Origin of the sequence: Paraburkholderia sprentiae WSM5005 (assembly GCF_001865575.2) — a bacterium.
Classification (GTDB): Bacteria; Pseudomonadota; Gammaproteobacteria; order Burkholderiales; family Burkholderiaceae; genus Paraburkholderia; species Paraburkholderia sprentiae.
The window spans coordinates 128,847-142,741 of record NZ_CP017561.2 but is presented as its reverse complement, the minus strand read 5'-3'; the positions used below and the strand labels follow the sequence as shown (position 1 = coordinate 142,741).

Genomic DNA, 13,895 nt, shown 5'->3' with positions numbered 1-13,895 from the left:
AAATGCGACGGCTGTCAGCTCGACTACGAGCGGTACTGCCGCTTACACGCGAGAGCGTTTCGCGATTGACGTTGCAGGATCGATCCGCTCGAAGCGCGTCATCGAAGTCCTGTCACAACTTGCCAGCGTTCACGGTACTCCACGTTACCTGCGTTCGGACAACGGCCCGGGATTCGCGCCACATTTCATTCTGAAGTGGGTCGCCGAAAACAGCATGGAAATGGCGCTCAGGATCCGGGCAAGCCGTGGCAGATCAGCGCGGACGAGAGTGCCTGAGTCTTGAGCGGTTTCGGACCCGTGCCGAGGCAAAAATCGCGACCGAACAGAGGCGGCGCCACTACAATGCGATCCGACCGCATCCAAGTCTCGGGTACCTAACGCCCGACGAGTTCAAGCAGCAGTATTGTTCTACTGAAGCAACCGAGGTCGTTCTCAAAAATTGAAATAGCTCGAAGAAATCAGGCTGGCCGGCTCCTCCGACAAATTAATTAAAGCTTGTCCGACGCGGAGCGAGCGAGTCGACGCCCAGCATGAAGGGCTCAACGCGAGCTGTCGAACTGTATGCTCAGATGAGGCTGCCCTAGCCGGACAAAGGCCGCCAAAGCCGGAGGCCTGCTTTCGCATGCCAGAGCGCTATGCTACATTGGCACGCGAAACACAAGTCAAAAATCTTTAACTATCTTCATTCTGGCATTCGTGAATGCACGATCTTTATACTGGCAGCGACGCGCATCGATTGCTGGTGCGTCGGATCAGCGCCTCCCTAAGCGCATGGGAGGGTTTTGAGACAATCGCGGACGCGATGCGTCTGCTGACAGAAGTGGATGTCTACTTGGTGGGCGGGTCACTACGCAATGCCATTGCGGAAATTGACGCCCCGATGACGGACTTCGATTTTATGGTGCAGGGCCCTCAGACTTCTGAGTTCCTGGAAATTCTGCGCAGTGCAGGTGCACTCACTACGGGGCCATTTGGCTCACCGAGGTGGCGACGTCACAGCGATGATCAAGTCTATGCGGACGTTATCCCCGTGACGACGTTCAATAATGGTCTTTGGCGCTGTCAAGATATTATCGACGCGCTGAATCAATTCGATTTTACCGCCAACGCGATTGCGTTGGATATCGCAACGCACGAGTTACACGACCCGCAGAACGGCGTGCGAGATGCCAGAGCGAGAATTATACGAGCAGTACGATTCGATTTCCCGAACGAACCCATATCTAATTTCACTGAAATAACGAGAAACAGTGTGCTGTGGTTTAGGTTAGTCCACTACGCGAACAAGCTGAACTTCTCGATAGATTCGGTTACGCGGCGCTGGATAAAGGCTAATGAAGCGTATCGTAGTGACGAAGCAATTTTTTCGTCTCTATTTTTCCCACCCCTTATTAATTATTAACTCCTCGAGGAGCCGCGTGGTAGAAGAGCTAGAAATCAAGAGTTGGGTATCTTCGCTCATTGCGGAAACAATCGGGACGGCACCGACACGCATACGCAAGCTGAGCGTTGGTGTCATGACGGAAAAATACATTGCGGAAATGAGCGACGGCTTCAATTACATGGTGAGGTCGTATCCAATCTCACGGTCCCATATCGTCAAGTTCGAACCAGACGTGATCGAACGGTGTCGTGCTAACGGGCTCCGCGTTCCCGAGGTCATCGCCGATTCTCGTCTCGACGTTCATTCACCGCACCAGTACATCATCTACAAGATGATTCCTGGGACCTCCCTTTCCCAAAAGATCGGCAAGTTGAGGAAACGCCCGCTGTCGGCGATCGCCGGGTCCGTGTTTGATCAACTGTCAGCGATGGCGGCGCTCCCCGTCAAAGGGTTTGGTGAGCTTACCTCTGCGGACACGGCAAGCAGCAAAACCTGGACGATATTCATCGAGTCTACGTTCCGCGAAGGACTCGAGGCGATTCAGCGAGACTCGATCCTCCCCATCGCGGACATCGAGAAGTTAGAGTTCGTCGAGCAGCACTTGTCGAGTATCCCAGCTTGCAACAAGTCTGGACTCGCATGGGGGGACGTGTCGCCCGAAAACATAATCGTCGACGAGCGCGGTGCGTTTGCAGGTCTTGTTGACTTCGAAGGGACATTGGGAAGCGAGTTTGCTCTTAACATCGGATACCTGTGGGCACGCTACGCCGGAACCAAATTCTGTTCACACCTCCTTCCGAACTGGCAACCCAGTCCAGAAGAGAACATGCGCGCGGCACTGTACGCGGTTGTACGTGCGCTCCGAATACTGCGCAACGGCCGAGCTCCACTGCCGCTTGGACGCCGACGGGATCCCATTGATGAGGTCTTGCCTGGTTGGCGAAGTGCCCTCGACTATGTGTGCACCGATCTCTAACAAAGGCAAAGTGCTCTTACGCAAAAAGCGACGAATTGAGTGACTGCAAATTGAACAAGCCCACAAATAAATCCTGCAAGCCAGCCACATCCAGCGCTTCCACCGTTGGAATGGCGATAATACTTTTTATTTACACTGTCTTAATCTTCTCGTTCTCGAGAGATTACGTCAGTCGATTTGTTTCGGGAATCTCGGCACCTCATGAGGTCCAATGGTCCCAAGGTAACGCGCACCTCAAACCCGGTCCACCCGGGTTTCTTTATGATCGAAAAAACGAAAAAATCAGTTATCTAGGCATCGTTGACGACAAAACAAAGAGCGTCCTCGACGAACTTTTAGCCGCGCCCGACGATTCCAGCGACGCGGGCGCGAAGGCGAATTCCACCGAAGTACGGCAGAGCTACTATGAAGCGATCGAGAGGTTAGCGCAGATCTCAAACAGCCGACGCGCGTGCGACATCATCAATTTGTTGCTGCTTGGCGGCATGTTTGGCGCGCTCGGTGCCCAACTCAGATCGCTGACCGCCTTCGTTAATCATGTTTCCAAGGGCTCGCTCGACCTCACCACATGGTGGCCCTACTACGTCATGCGTCCTATGACGGGCTTCCTTCTCGGTATTTCCGTAATTGCGGTGGTGCAAGCGGGGCTGTTTGCGATCTCGGGGACGATTCACGATCCCACACTTGGATGGATCTCGCTTGCGACACTCGCGGGATTCGGAGACCGCGAATTCACCGAAAAGCTCAGACACCTCGTGAAGACGTTGTTCGGAGAAAGCAACGAGAAACCCGCTGCGGCACCGCCAAGTGGAGACAAAGCGCCGGTGGTGTCGCCCTCACTTCCTCGCACTGACGCTTCGTGACGCACGATAATGAAGCTGAGAGGACGGCCCAACATGGATCGTCGGGCGACTGATCCGCTCGGCTTCTTAAGGCCACCCGATTCCAGAAATACTGGCTGTCGGTAAGCAACGGGGACCGCCTAGAGTGCGTTCTCAGCTCAAGAGCCGTCGCTTGTAGGTTCCAGTCGAGCGACCGAGATGGGGCCGCTATCAGCCTTTCGTGCCCCGCTCGGCGATCACGATCGCCGATCCGATCCATCACATTCGCCATAATGTATGCGGGAGCGACAAGATTCTATGTCAAACGCAACCGCTGCGAAGCCAAAACAGACTACTCGCATCCACGCGGCGGCCGCTCGTCAGCCACTCGCTGACGCTCTGCAAGAATGGTTACTTTTGAGCGATCCGCTGCGCCACGTGTCTGGTTTCAGTCATGTCGTAGTGGAATTTCTCATTGTCGAACAACATAAGCGGCATTCCCGCTACAACCAAGCTCATTTCAAACGCCTCTTGGCCTGATCGGACCCACCTCTGCCCCGGCCTTCAGCCGATCCAGATAATCGGCCCACGCCTGCATCATCGCGATCCGGTCATCGATGAACCGCGTACGATTGTATGCACTACCGAGCGAGTCGGGCACCCGGTGTGCCAACTGGTGCTCGATGACTTCGGCCGGAAACCGGAGCCGCTCATGAAGGATGGTCCGGGCCATCGCCCGGAACCCGTGGCCCGTGATCTCAGTTTTCGTATCGAAGCCCAGCCGCTGCAGGGCGGCATTGATCGCCGCGCCGCTCATGGGTTTTCTGCGATCCCGGCCTGTAAAGACGCAACGCCATTTTCCGGTCAGCGCCTGCAACTCCTTCAGAATCTCCACCGCCTGTGTGGCCAGCGGTACCAGATGCTCCGTGTTTGTCTTCGAGACGGTATAGCGCCATTCGCGCCGCTCCAGATCAATCTGCACCCACTCAGCCTGTCTTAACTCGCCGGGTCGCACGAACAGCAACGGCGCAAGTTGGAGCGCAGCGTGCACGACCAGCGTTCCGGAAAAACCATCAAAGGCGCGCAGCATTTCTCCGACCTTCTCGGGATCCGTAATCGAGGCGAAGTGGGTATGGCGGTTGGGCCGCAGCGCGCCACGCAGGTCGGCGCTCACGTCACGCATCGCGCGCCCCGTCACCACGGCGTAGCGAAAGATCTGGCCGCAGTTCTGCTGGAGCCGATGGGCGGTGTCGTGAGCCCCGCGCTTCTCGGCACGGCGCAGCACTTCGAGGACTTCAGGCGGAGTGATGTCGGCAATGGGACGCGAGCCTAGCCACGGGAACAGGTCCTTCTTCAGCCGGCCCATGATCTTCTCGGAGTGGCTCGGCGCCCACCCGGGCGCCTGCTGCTCGAACCACTCGAGTGCGACGGCCTCGAAGGTCGTGGCCGCGTTCAACCGGGCCAGGCGTTTCTTGTCCTTCTTCGCCTGACCGGGATCAATGCCATCGGCGAGCATCGCACGCGCCTCGTCGCGCTTCCTGCGGGCGTGGGCAAGCGTGACATCGGGATACACGCCGAGCGCCAGCTTCCGCTCCCGGTCGTTGAATCGGTATTTGAGGCGCCAGTATTTGCCGCCGGACGGCGAAATCTCGAGATACATTCCGCGGCCGTCGGAGACCCGGTAGATCTTCTCGCGAGCCGCAGCGCGGCGAACTTCCAGATCGGTAAGAGGCACGGGACACCTCCAACAGCGTGGGGGCCTAAATTTCCGGCGGGCTCAAAAATGAGCCTGATGCCCCTAAAGCTGCTCTGAAAGGCCCCCGGCTGTCAACGGAAACCACAATCCCGGAATGGAAACAAAAACCCCGCGAGCCTTACGGGACGCGGGGTTTGCGGAATTCTACGGAACTGCACGGAACACGTGATGGTGGAGAGGAGGAGGATCGAACTCCCGACCTTCGCATTGCGAACGCGACGCTCTCCCAGCTGAGCTACCCCCCCAACACGAAAATAATTCTAGCACAGCCATTTTCCGTTTTGCCAGGCGTCCATCCCCGGGAAAACCTCATCTGGACGGCGCGCCCGCAAGCACCCAGTCGACTACCGCGCGAATGTCCGCATCGCTCATCGATTGATGGGCCGGCATCGGAATCATGCCCCATACGCCGGAGCCGCCGTCTTTCACCTTGCGCGCGAGTCTGGCCGGCGCCTGCGCGTCCCCCTTGTACTTCGCGGCGATCTGTTGGAAGGACGGACCGACCAGTTTGCGATCCACCGCGTGACAGCCCATACACGCGTTCGCGGTAGCGACCTGCTGGCCGCGCGGCGGCTCGGCCGCGCGAGCAACCGACGTCAGCGTGCCGGCCAGCGTGCCAACCACCCACGCGAACACAACACCCCAGCGCGTCATCCCGCGCATCAAGGCACCGCCTTGGGATTGCCAGGCCGCACCGACGTCGACGAGTTCACCGGCGCGGGCGCCTGTTGATCGAGCGGCCGCGCGCTCACCGACGAATCGGGGATCGCACCCACCGTGGGCTCACTAACCGCGGGCTGCGAGGCGGCCACAGGCGCCGTCGCGGCAGCGGCAGCAGCAGCCTCCGCTTCCTGCGGCTGAATGTACTGGAATACCTTGACGACCTGCACGACGCCCGGCACGCGGCTCGTGACGTCGGCGCCGCGATTGCCTTCGTCCATCGTGACGAGGCCCATCAGATAGACGTTGCCGCGCTCGGCAACGACCTTGAAGTTGTTCGCCGAAATGTTCTTCTCGGCGATCAGCGCGGCCTTCACGCGCGTTTCGAGGTAGGTGTCGTTGGTGCGCGACGAGAACGAGCTCGCCGGCATGATCGCCAGTTCATTGACGATCGTATTCACGTTGTTCATGTTTCGCACGATGCTCTCGGCGCGCTGCTTGGACGCATCGCCCGCGACCTCGCCGGTCAGCAGCACGCGGCGGTTGAACACTGTGACGTTGACGTGCGCGGAGTCCGGCAGATTCTGGCTGATCTGCGACAGCGCCTTCACCTGAATTTCGCGGTCTTCGGTCTGCGCGCCGAGCGTGCGGCGGTCGGTCGCCATCAGCGCGCCGCCGCCCGCAGCGGCCCCGACGGCGAGAAAGCAGCCTTGCAGCGTGGCCGACAGCCCCGCCGCGAACCCGACCACGAGCACGCTTCTCACCAGTGTCTTCTTGACGCGGAATACGCTCATCAACTAGCTCTCCTTCGGAATCAGTCTCAGTCTTCGCCGAGCAACATGGCATCGATGCCGTCGCACAGGCAATGGATAGTCAGCAGGTGCACTTCCTGGATGCGCGCGGTGCGATCGGATGGCACGCACACATGAATGTCGGTGTCGCTCAGCACTTCGTGCGCGCGTCCGCCGCTCTTGCCGGTCAGCGCGACGACGATCATTTCGCGCTCGTGCGCCGCGTCGATCGCGGCGAGCACGTTCGCGGAATTGCCGGATGTCGTGATCGCAAGCAGTACGTCGCCGGGCTGGCCGAGCGCCCAGACCTGTTTTGCGTAAATCTGTTCGAACGAATAGTCGTTGGCGATCGCGGTGATCACAGAGGTGTCGGTGCTCAGCGCAATGGCCGGCAGACCTGGCCGCTCGCGCTCGAAGCGGCCGATCAGCTCGGCCGCGAAATGCTGCGCGTCGGCGGCCGAACCGCCGTTGCCGCAGGCGAGGATGCGATTGCCGTTGGCGAGCGCGGCGAACATCGTGTCGATCGCGGCGGCGATCGGCATCGACAGGGTTTCGAGGGCTTCGAGTTTGACTGCCGCGCTGTCGCGGAAGTGTTGTTGGATGCGTTCGACTGACATCGAGTCTCTATCTTCTACCGCGAATGGACCGCACTACGCGGCCGTGTTGTGAAGTCATATAGCCAAGCTGTGACCGCGGATGACCCCCGCGCGGCACGCGAGCGCAAGTTTATCGCACTCGCGCGCGTTGTCCGCGCGGTCCATCAGAGTTCGTCGGCGCGAAACGCATCGCGCAGCCACACGAGCCTGCCGCTGTCGAATGCGACTACGTCGAAACGGCACGCGGGCTCGTCGCGCGGATGGCGGTTCGTCGCTGCGCGCGTCGCGAGATAGTGCCGCGCCGCTCGAACGATGCGCTGTCTTTTCTGCCAACCGATGCTTGCGGCCGCACCGCCGTAACGCCGCTGCGCACGCGCACGAACTTCAACGAATACCAGCGCGCCGTCGCGATCGCTCATCACGAGATCGATCTCTCCGCCCCGACAGCACACGTTGCGCGCAACGAAGCGCAGACGCTGACGCTGCAAAAATTCTCGCGCACGTGCTTCGAAAGCCGCGCCGACGGATTTGGACTGATGGGGCGCGGAAAAGTTGTGGGCGGTTTTCGGATTGGCGTCGATGGGGGTTTCTTGCGTAGCCTTCGGCGCGACCTGCTTGCGCAACCCCACATGGCACAATGTCGGCCTCGTTCCGTCTGTTTGTGTCTTTCGTGTCATGACTCCTCTCTCCGAACTCGCGCAAGGGCAGCAGTACCCCGCCGCCGCGCTGTATGTGGTGGCCACGCCGATCGGCAACATCGCCGACATCACGCTGCGCGCGCTGCACGTGCTCGGACTCGCGGACCGCATCGCCGCGGAGGACACCCGCAACACCGGTCAGCTGCTCGCGCGCTACGGCATCTCCAAGCCGCTCGTCGCCGTGCATCAGCACAACGAGCGCGTCGCGGCACAGCGCGTAATCGAGTACCTGCGGGCCGGTGAGCGCGTGGCGTACGTGTCCGACGCGGGTACGCCGGGCATCTCTGACCCGGGCGCCAAGCTCGTCGATGCCGTGCGCGAGGCCGGCTTCGCGGTGATCCCGCTGCCCGGTGCGAGCGCGCTCGCAACGGCGCTGAGCGTGACCGGCGACTGGGTCGCGACGTTCTCGTTCCTCGGCTTCCTGCCGCCGAAGCCGAAGGCGCGCGCCGCCGCTTTACAGGCGCTCGCGCAACATCCTCACGCGATGGTGTTCTACGAAGCGCCGCACCGGATCGTCGAGACCGTGCAGGCGCTCGGCGATGCGTTTGGCGGCACGCGCCGTCTGCTGATCGCACGGGAACTGACGAAGTTACACGAAGCGCTGCACCGAGGCACCCTGGCCGAAGCGCCAACGTGGCTCGCGGCCGATACGAACCGGCAGCGTGGCGAATTCGTGCTGGTGGTCGAAGGCGCGTCGCCAGAAGTGACCGGCGAGCACGATCACGACGCGCTGCTCGGCATCCTGCTGGAAGAATTGACGGTAAGCAGCGCGGCGAAGATCGCGGCGTCGCTCACGGGCGCATCGCGCAACGCGTTGTACGCGCGCGCGCTGGCGCTGAAGGAAGACAAGCCCGAAACGTGAGAGTCGAGCGGGGCCGGTAAAAGGCTCAAGGAAAAGACAAGGGCCGCATGTCGCGGCCCTTGGATTTTCTGCAGACGGTTGGTTCAGCCGATGCGGCATCACCGCACCGTACCGTCGTCACATCACTTGTTCGAATCCGAGTTCGACGCGAGCGTCTCGTTCAGCTCGGCGCGCGCTTCCTGCTGCGTCAGCCCTTCGATCTTGACCCGCGCGGTGCCGCTGCGGCGCATGTCGAGCATGGCGGCGGCCGCCATCGACAGGTCGATCACGCGGCCGCGCGCATATGGGCCGCGGTCGTTGATCCGTACGATCACCGAGCGCGCATTGGCCGGGTTGGTCACGCGCACGTACGAGCCAAGTGGCAGCGTGCGATGCGCGGCCGTCAGGGCGTGCATGTCGTAACGCTCACCGTTGGCGGTGCGGCGGCCGTGGAAGAAGCGTCCGTACCACGACGCGCGTCCGATCTGATGGAAGTCCGGAACGTCGACGCCATCGTCGGTGAGCGGCTTGGCGTCAGCCAGCGGCGACGCGGGCGCGTTCGACGCACTCGGGCTCGAGGCCGGCGCGCTACCGAACGATTGCGGTCCGAAAGAGCTCAGGTGCGTGTTCTTCGTACTTTGCGGCGTGTCGTTCGCGGACGTATCGCGCGCGCCCGGAGGCGTGGCACAGCCGGCCAGTACAAAAAAGGCAAAAAGAGTCCCCAGACCACGGGATAGCCGAGTTTTCATAAGACGTGCAATCACATTGTCGAGCCGCGTCACCCGCAAAACTGCTGGGTATGTTGCTTGCGGCTCCGGCGGCAGGGACGACAACGCGCCGCGCGAAAAAGCGCAGTACGTCAAGGCCCGGATGCGGCTCACTCAGCCGCTACCGCACGGTTAATTTTCACGTCTGGCGCAACCTGTCCCCGGCAGCCTGACCAGACCCCACATGCCGCCAATTGAACGTGGCAATGACACGTTCTTGCGCGCGCAACTCAGCGCGCAGGAACGGCGGCGTAGGCCCCACCCAGCGTCACGGAGGTTAAATTCCGTAACAGGCGCGCGGCGCCTGGCTGGGCAAGACGTGTGCATCGAACGCATCGATACTTGATGGCCGTCGGCATTCCGACAGCCCTTACTTGAACGGCGAGCGGCGTTCCCTTTCTGTGGGGACGCATCGCCTTGTGGCAGCACAATTCCTCGTGCATGAACTGCATTATACCCAAAACTTTTTTCCAGGATGGCGAGCTGCCCGAAAACCTGACCAATCTTCACATTTATCGCAAAAATGGGCATACGAAAAGGCCGGGGCGGCTGCGCGCAGGCACCGCCGCATGGGCAGGCGAGGCTGGCGCAAGGCCCGGTACAATCAACGTTTTTCCAGCGCGTCGTCCAGCCATGAAAGTGACCCTGATCCCCGTCACGCCGTTCCAGCAGAACTGCTCGCTGCTCGTTTGCGAGGCCACCGGGCGTGCGGCCGTCGTCGATCCGGGCGGCGACCTTGACATGATCCAGCGCGAGATCGCGCGGCGGAACGTGACCGTCGAGAAGGTCCTGCTGACGCACGGCCACATCGATCACTGCGCCGGCGCAAAGACACTCGCGACCCACTACGGCGTACCGATCGAAGGTCCGCATCCCGACGAACGCTTCTGGCTCGACCAGCTGCCGGACCAGAGCACGCGCTTCGGCTTCCCGGCCGCGGACGCCTTCGAGCCGGACCGCTGGCTACAAGACGGCGACACCGTGCAATTCGGCGACGAAACCTTCGAGGTCTACCACTGCCCCGGCCACACGCCGGGCCACGTGGTTTTCTTCAGCCGCGCGCACCGGCTTGCTCTAGTTGGCGACGTGCTGTTCGCCGGCTCGATCGGCCGCACGGATTTCCCGCGCGGCAACCATGCGGATCTGATCCGCTCGATCCGCGACAAACTCTGGCCGCTCGGCGACGACGTGACGTTCGTGCCGGGTCACGGCCCGACCTCGACGTTCGGCGCCGAGCGCCGCACAAATCCCTACGTCGCCGACGGAGTGGGCGCATGAGCAGCGAAATCTATGTCAGTACCGACGTCGAAGCGGACGGCCCGATCCCCGGCCCGCATTCGATGCTGAGCTTTGCATCCGCCGCATACACCGAAGACAAGCAGTTGATCGCGACTTTCTCGGCGAATCTCGAACTGCTCGAAGGCGCGGCGCCGCACCCGGTGCAGGAAGCCTGGTGGAAGACCCAGCCCGAAGCGTGGGTGGCCTGCCGTCAGGACTTGCAGAAGCCCGAAGCCGCGCTGGCCGCGTATGTCGAATGGGTCGAGGCGCTGCCGGGCAAGCCGGTGTTCGTCGCGATGCCGGCCGGCTTCGACTTCACCTATATGTTCTGGTACATGATGCGCTTCGTCGGACGCTGCCCGTTCTCGTGGTCGGCGCTCGACATCAAGACGCTCGCGTTCGCGATGACCGGCCTGCCCTACCGCAAGAACATCAAGCCGCGCTTTCCGAAGCACTGGTTCGACGACCATCCGCATACGCACGTCGCGCTCGACGACGCGATCGAGCAGGGCGCCCTCTTTTGCAACATGCTGAAGGACTTGCGCGCGCGTCAGCCCGAGCTGCCGGCCGACGGCAAGGATGATGGGGACGGCTCAGGGCAAAACGCCGCTCCGGACCCGGTAAATTAGGCAATCTCGCTCGCGGGAGCCGTTTTACATTGCGTTTCGTTTTCGCGCCCTCTACCATGCGTTGATAGGCGACGCTAACGGAGGCGCAGTTGACACTCGATACGTTCTCACAGAAGATCCTGCGCCTGCTGCAGCTCGACGCACGCCGTTCCGTGCAGGAAATTTCCGACCAGGTCGGGTTGTCGAGCACGCCGTGCTGGCGGCGCATCAAGGACATGGAACAGTCGGGGGTGATCCAGCGCTACACGGCGCTGCTCGATCGCGAAAAGCTCGGCTTGCACGTGTGCGCCCTCGCGCATATTCACTTGACGCGTCATACCGAAGGCGGCGTCGAGCAGTTCGAGCGGGAAATCGCCACCTGCCCCGAAGTGACCGAGTGCTACAGCACGACCGGTGAATCGGATTACATCCTGAAAATCGTCGCGCCGGATATCAAGGCGTACGACAGCTTCCTGCACGAACGCATTTTCAAGATTCCGGCCGTCGCGCAGGTGCGCACGAGTGTGGTGCTGCGCGAAATCAAGTTCGATACGCAGTTGCCGTTGTGATGGGTGCCGCCGCCGCGGCATGCAAAGAGGTTGGCGGCGTCGGGTGGCCGAAACTCATCGAACTCACGCAGCGCCGTGAGGCTCCGTGGCGGTTGACCGACTGGCAGGGACGACACCGGTCTTGAGTTCCGCCGACGAGCCGCCTTGCGCGGCCGATATATCGCGTTGCAGCAGCACGTCGAGCTTGCGCGCGCCGAGACGGCGCTTGAGCGCCTCCAGATCGACCCGGCCGAGCGACTGCGCCTCGCTTTCCAGCAGACGGGCAGCCTCGACGCCGGCTGCGGCACGCCCTTCAGCGGGCGCCGCCGCCGGCAACACCACCTCCACGTCCAGCCCGGTGCTCAGGTAATGCAGATTCACCGCCGCAGCCTGCAAGCCGCCTGCCGCCAGCGCCGCGTCGACCTCGGCGGCCACCCGCTCGCGCGGCGGCAGATCGACGGGTGGATGCGCGAGCGCATCGTTTTCCGGATCGACATGGATCAGTGCGTCGAGCACGCGCTTGTCGCTGAGCACGCGAAAACGCGCCGACTCCGCGATGTAATGCCCTTCCGACACAGAAATCATCGGATCGACCAGGATGTGCGCATCGACGAGCGCGAAATCCCCCGTCTTGCGCGTACGCATTTCGTGCACGTCACGCACGCCTGGGGTGGACATCAGCAGCGCGCGCATGTCGGCGGCGGCGGTTTCGTCGAGCGCGCGGTCCGACAGATCCTGCAGCGCGTCCCAGCCGAAGGTCCAGCCCATGCGCGCGACCATGAAGCCGACGATGGCCGCCGCGATCGGGTCGAGCAGTCGCACGCCGGCGAGACTACCGATCACGCCGATCCCGACCACCAGCGACGACGCCGCGTCCGAGCGCGCGTGCCAGGCGTTTGCGATCAGCATCGCGGAACGCACGCGCTTCGCCTCGCGCAGCATGTAGCGAAACAGTGCTTCCTTGCAAACGAGCACGAGCGCCGCGACCGCCAGCGCGCTCATGTGCACGGCGGGAATGTTTTGCAGATCGGCGAGTCGCGTACCGGCGCGCCACAGCATGCCGACGCCGACCGAGATCAGCAGCGCGCCGAGAAATAACGACGCCACCGTCTCGTAGCGGCTATGTCCGTAATTGTGATCCGCGTCGGGTTTTGCCCCGCTATGCCGGTTGGCAATCAACACGACAAAATCGGAAATGAGATCGGCAAGGGAATGGACGCCGTCGGCAACCAGCGCCTGCGAGTGCGCGATCGTGCCGATGACGATTTGCAGCGTCATCAACACGGTATTCAGCGCAATACTCGCAAAGGTACTTTTGCGCGCAACGCGCTGTTTCTCGGTGGTTTGGGCGATCGAGGCGGACGGCATGCTGAAAGGCGGAAAGGTCAATTGTTGTTATTGTAGTCGCCCCAAATCGAACGCGCGGGCAAGAATGCAGAAAAATCGTTTTAAATCAGGCGGTTATCTAAACGAAAAGCATTCGCGTTCAAGTCGCCTGAAGCGCATGCGACAAAAGCCGGTCTCACCGATGACAAAAACCGCGCCCTGAACGGTGCGCGGTTTTCTGACATTGACCAGCAGTCTATCAGCGCTGGGATTGCCAGCATTCGTATTACGTGCAGGCAATCCTTGCCGCTTACCGGATCGTCATTACTTCTGGATCAGAAATTTTTCGCGATCGAGACCCGCGATCCAGCGCGGCGGCTTGCCGCGGCCGGACCACGTACTGCCGCTTTCCGGATCGCGATATTTAGGCGCGACACCCGCGCGCGGGCGGCTCGCTTTGGCGCCCTTCGGTGCGCGGCCGCCGCCGAGTTCGCTCAGCGAGATGCCGTAGTCCGCCATTTTCTGCTTGATTTCATTCAAGACTTCCGCGTATTCGCGCGACTTCGCTTCTTCAATCTGCTTTTCGAGCTTCTCGCGCTGCGCGAGCAGTTCCTTGTAAGAAGACATAGTTTCCCTTGTGGTATGGATAAATGACTGCCGATCTTAAGCCGACTTGCCGTTTGAAGGTTTCATGCCCCGGAATTTGTTGGCGAGATTAACACAAAATAGAAAGACTGCAAAAGCACCCTTGAAAAATTCGTTTAAATTCGTTTCAAAAAATTTCCACTGCTGCGTGTGTGCCGGAGCGACGCCCTCCGATTAGTTGATTCGCACGTCGCTGAAAA

Annotated in this window: 15 protein-coding genes, 1 tRNA gene and 1 pseudogene; 8 read left to right on the top strand and 9 right to left on the bottom strand. The window is 61.2% G+C overall.

What is annotated here, in order from left to right:
• Positions 1-43 precede the first annotated feature (43 nt).
• The 4 genes and pseudogenes from BJG93_RS00695 to BJG93_RS00680 all read left to right on the top strand — a co-directional run.
• A pseudogene (locus tag BJG93_RS00695) lies at positions 44-443 on the top strand (integrase core domain-containing protein); the annotation flags it as partial.
• A gap of 257 nt (positions 444-700) precedes the next feature.
• A complete protein-coding gene (locus tag BJG93_RS00690) occupies positions 701-1,402 on the top strand; it encodes a tRNA nucleotidyltransferase/poly(A) polymerase family protein (RefSeq protein WP_051374456.1) in 702 nt (233 codons plus the stop codon).
• Positions 1,335-2,360 carry an aminoglycoside phosphotransferase family protein gene (locus BJG93_RS00685; protein ID WP_082194679.1) on the top strand — a complete coding sequence of 342 codons (1,026 nt, stop codon included), beginning with the start codon at positions 1,335-1,337 and terminating at the stop codon, positions 2,358-2,360. Before BJG93_RS00690 ends, BJG93_RS00685 begins: the two co-directional genes overlap by 68 nt.
• 50 nt (positions 2,361-2,410) lie before the next feature.
• Positions 2,411-3,223, top strand: a complete 813-nt coding sequence (locus BJG93_RS00680; RefSeq protein WP_154671873.1) for a hypothetical protein — start codon at positions 2,411-2,413, stop codon at positions 3,221-3,223.
• A 478-nt stretch (positions 3,224-3,701) separates the two neighbouring features.
• Here the strand turns inward: BJG93_RS00680 and BJG93_RS00675 are convergent, their stop codons facing one another.
• From BJG93_RS00675 to BJG93_RS00650, 6 genes are all read right to left on the bottom strand, one after another.
• Positions 3,702-4,916: a tyrosine-type recombinase/integrase gene (locus tag BJG93_RS00675; protein ID WP_027199456.1), complete on the bottom strand. Its 1,215-nt coding sequence runs from the start codon at positions 4,914-4,916 to the stop codon at positions 3,702-3,704.
• A 190-nt stretch (positions 4,917-5,106) separates the two neighbouring features.
• Positions 5,107-5,182, bottom strand: a tRNA-Ala gene (locus BJG93_RS00670).
• 64 nt (positions 5,183-5,246) lie between these two features.
• The gene (locus tag BJG93_RS00665) at positions 5,247-5,600 is read right to left on the bottom strand and encodes a c-type cytochrome (protein ID WP_027199455.1); all 354 of its coding nucleotides are present in this window, start codon (positions 5,598-5,600) and stop codon (positions 5,247-5,249) included.
• A complete protein-coding gene (locus BJG93_RS00660) occupies positions 5,600-6,391 on the bottom strand; it encodes a BON domain-containing protein (RefSeq protein WP_027199454.1) in 792 nt (263 codons plus the stop codon). The genes BJG93_RS00665 and BJG93_RS00660 overlap by 1 nt, the downstream gene beginning before the upstream one ends.
• A gap of 26 nt (positions 6,392-6,417) precedes the next feature.
• Positions 6,418-7,005 carry a phosphoheptose isomerase gene (locus BJG93_RS00655; RefSeq protein WP_027199453.1) on the bottom strand — a complete coding sequence of 196 codons (588 nt, stop codon included), beginning with the start codon at positions 7,003-7,005 and terminating at the stop codon, positions 6,418-6,420.
• Positions 7,006-7,148: 143 nt separating this feature from the next.
• Positions 7,149-7,661: a YraN family protein gene (locus BJG93_RS00650; RefSeq protein WP_051374455.1), complete on the bottom strand. Its 513-nt coding sequence runs from the start codon at positions 7,659-7,661 to the stop codon at positions 7,149-7,151.
• Here BJG93_RS00650 and rsmI point away from each other — a divergent pair.
• Positions 7,660-8,544 carry a 16S rRNA (cytidine(1402)-2'-O)-methyltransferase gene (rsmI, locus tag BJG93_RS00645; protein WP_027199451.1) on the top strand — a complete coding sequence of 295 codons (885 nt, stop codon included), beginning with the start codon at positions 7,660-7,662 and terminating at the stop codon, positions 8,542-8,544. The two genes, BJG93_RS00650 and rsmI, sit on opposite strands and share 2 nt — an antisense overlap.
• 122 nt (positions 8,545-8,666) lie before the next feature.
• On the opposite strand, the gene BJG93_RS00640 is transcribed toward rsmI, so the two are convergent.
• Entirely contained in the window at positions 8,667-9,272 is a 606-nt protein-coding gene (locus BJG93_RS00640; RefSeq protein ID WP_027199450.1) for a septal ring lytic transglycosylase RlpA family protein, read from the bottom strand.
• 651 nt (positions 9,273-9,923) lie between these two features.
• Here BJG93_RS00640 and BJG93_RS00635 point away from each other — a divergent pair.
• The 3 genes from BJG93_RS00635 to BJG93_RS00625 all read left to right on the top strand — a co-directional run bounded on the left by BJG93_RS00635 (position 9,924) and on the right by BJG93_RS00625 (position 11,745).
• Complete coding sequence (locus BJG93_RS00635; protein WP_027199449.1) at positions 9,924-10,568, top strand: MBL fold metallo-hydrolase; 645 nt, start codon at positions 9,924-9,926, stop codon at positions 10,566-10,568.
• On the top strand, positions 10,565-11,197 hold the full coding sequence (locus tag BJG93_RS00630) for a 3'-5' exonuclease family protein (protein ID WP_027199448.1): 633 nt from the start codon (positions 10,565-10,567) through the stop codon (positions 11,195-11,197). Before BJG93_RS00635 ends, BJG93_RS00630 begins: the two co-directional genes overlap by 4 nt.
• A gap of 89 nt (positions 11,198-11,286) precedes the next feature.
• On the top strand, positions 11,287-11,745 hold the full coding sequence (locus BJG93_RS00625) for an Lrp/AsnC family transcriptional regulator (protein ID WP_012431468.1): 459 nt from the start codon (positions 11,287-11,289) through the stop codon (positions 11,743-11,745).
• A gap of 63 nt (positions 11,746-11,808) precedes the next feature.
• Here BJG93_RS00625 and BJG93_RS00620 read toward each other — a convergent pair whose 3' ends face one another.
• Both BJG93_RS00620 and BJG93_RS00615 read right to left on the bottom strand, forming a co-directional pair.
• Complete coding sequence (locus BJG93_RS00620) at positions 11,809-13,092, bottom strand: cation diffusion facilitator family transporter (protein WP_027199447.1); 1,284 nt, start codon at positions 13,090-13,092, stop codon at positions 11,809-11,811.
• A 282-nt stretch (positions 13,093-13,374) separates the two neighbouring features.
• Positions 13,375-13,677 (bottom strand): H-NS histone family protein, encoded by a 303-nt coding sequence (locus BJG93_RS00615; protein WP_008921239.1) that lies wholly within the window; start codon positions 13,675-13,677, stop codon positions 13,375-13,377.
• Positions 13,678-13,895: the final 218 nt, after the last annotated feature.

Excerpts from the sequence above, each read along its gene's own strand:
- BJG93_RS00665 (WP_027199455.1), bottom strand. The coding sequence starts at position 5,600 with ATGCGCGGGATGACGCGCTGGGGTGTTGTGTTCGCGTGGGTGGTTGGC.
- rsmI (WP_027199451.1), top strand. The coding sequence starts at position 7,660 with ATGACTCCTCTCTCCGAACTCGCGCAAGGGCAGCAGTACCCCGCCGCC.
- BJG93_RS00640 (WP_027199450.1), bottom strand. The coding sequence starts at position 9,272 with ATGAAAACTCGGCTATCCCGTGGTCTGGGGACTCTTTTTGCCTTTTTT.
- BJG93_RS00685 (WP_082194679.1), top strand. The coding sequence starts at position 1,335 with ATGAAGCGTATCGTAGTGACGAAGCAATTTTTTCGTCTCTATTTTTCC.
- BJG93_RS00690 (WP_051374456.1), top strand. The coding sequence starts at position 701 with ATGCACGATCTTTATACTGGCAGCGACGCGCATCGATTGCTGGTGCGT.
- BJG93_RS00615 (WP_008921239.1), bottom strand. The coding sequence starts at position 13,677 with ATGTCTTCTTACAAGGAACTGCTCGCGCAGCGCGAGAAGCTCGAAAAG.
- BJG93_RS00635 (WP_027199449.1), top strand. The coding sequence starts at position 9,924 with ATGAAAGTGACCCTGATCCCCGTCACGCCGTTCCAGCAGAACTGCTCG.
- BJG93_RS00660 (WP_027199454.1), bottom strand. The coding sequence starts at position 6,391 with ATGAGCGTATTCCGCGTCAAGAAGACACTGGTGAGAAGCGTGCTCGTG.
- BJG93_RS00630 (WP_027199448.1), top strand. The coding sequence starts at position 10,565 with ATGAGCAGCGAAATCTATGTCAGTACCGACGTCGAAGCGGACGGCCCG.
- BJG93_RS00650 (WP_051374455.1), bottom strand. The coding sequence starts at position 7,661 with ATGACACGAAAGACACAAACAGACGGAACGAGGCCGACATTGTGCCAT.
- BJG93_RS00620 (WP_027199447.1), bottom strand. The coding sequence starts at position 13,092 with ATGCCGTCCGCCTCGATCGCCCAAACCACCGAGAAACAGCGCGTTGCG.
- BJG93_RS00655 (WP_027199453.1), bottom strand. The coding sequence starts at position 7,005 with ATGTCAGTCGAACGCATCCAACAACACTTCCGCGACAGCGCGGCAGTC.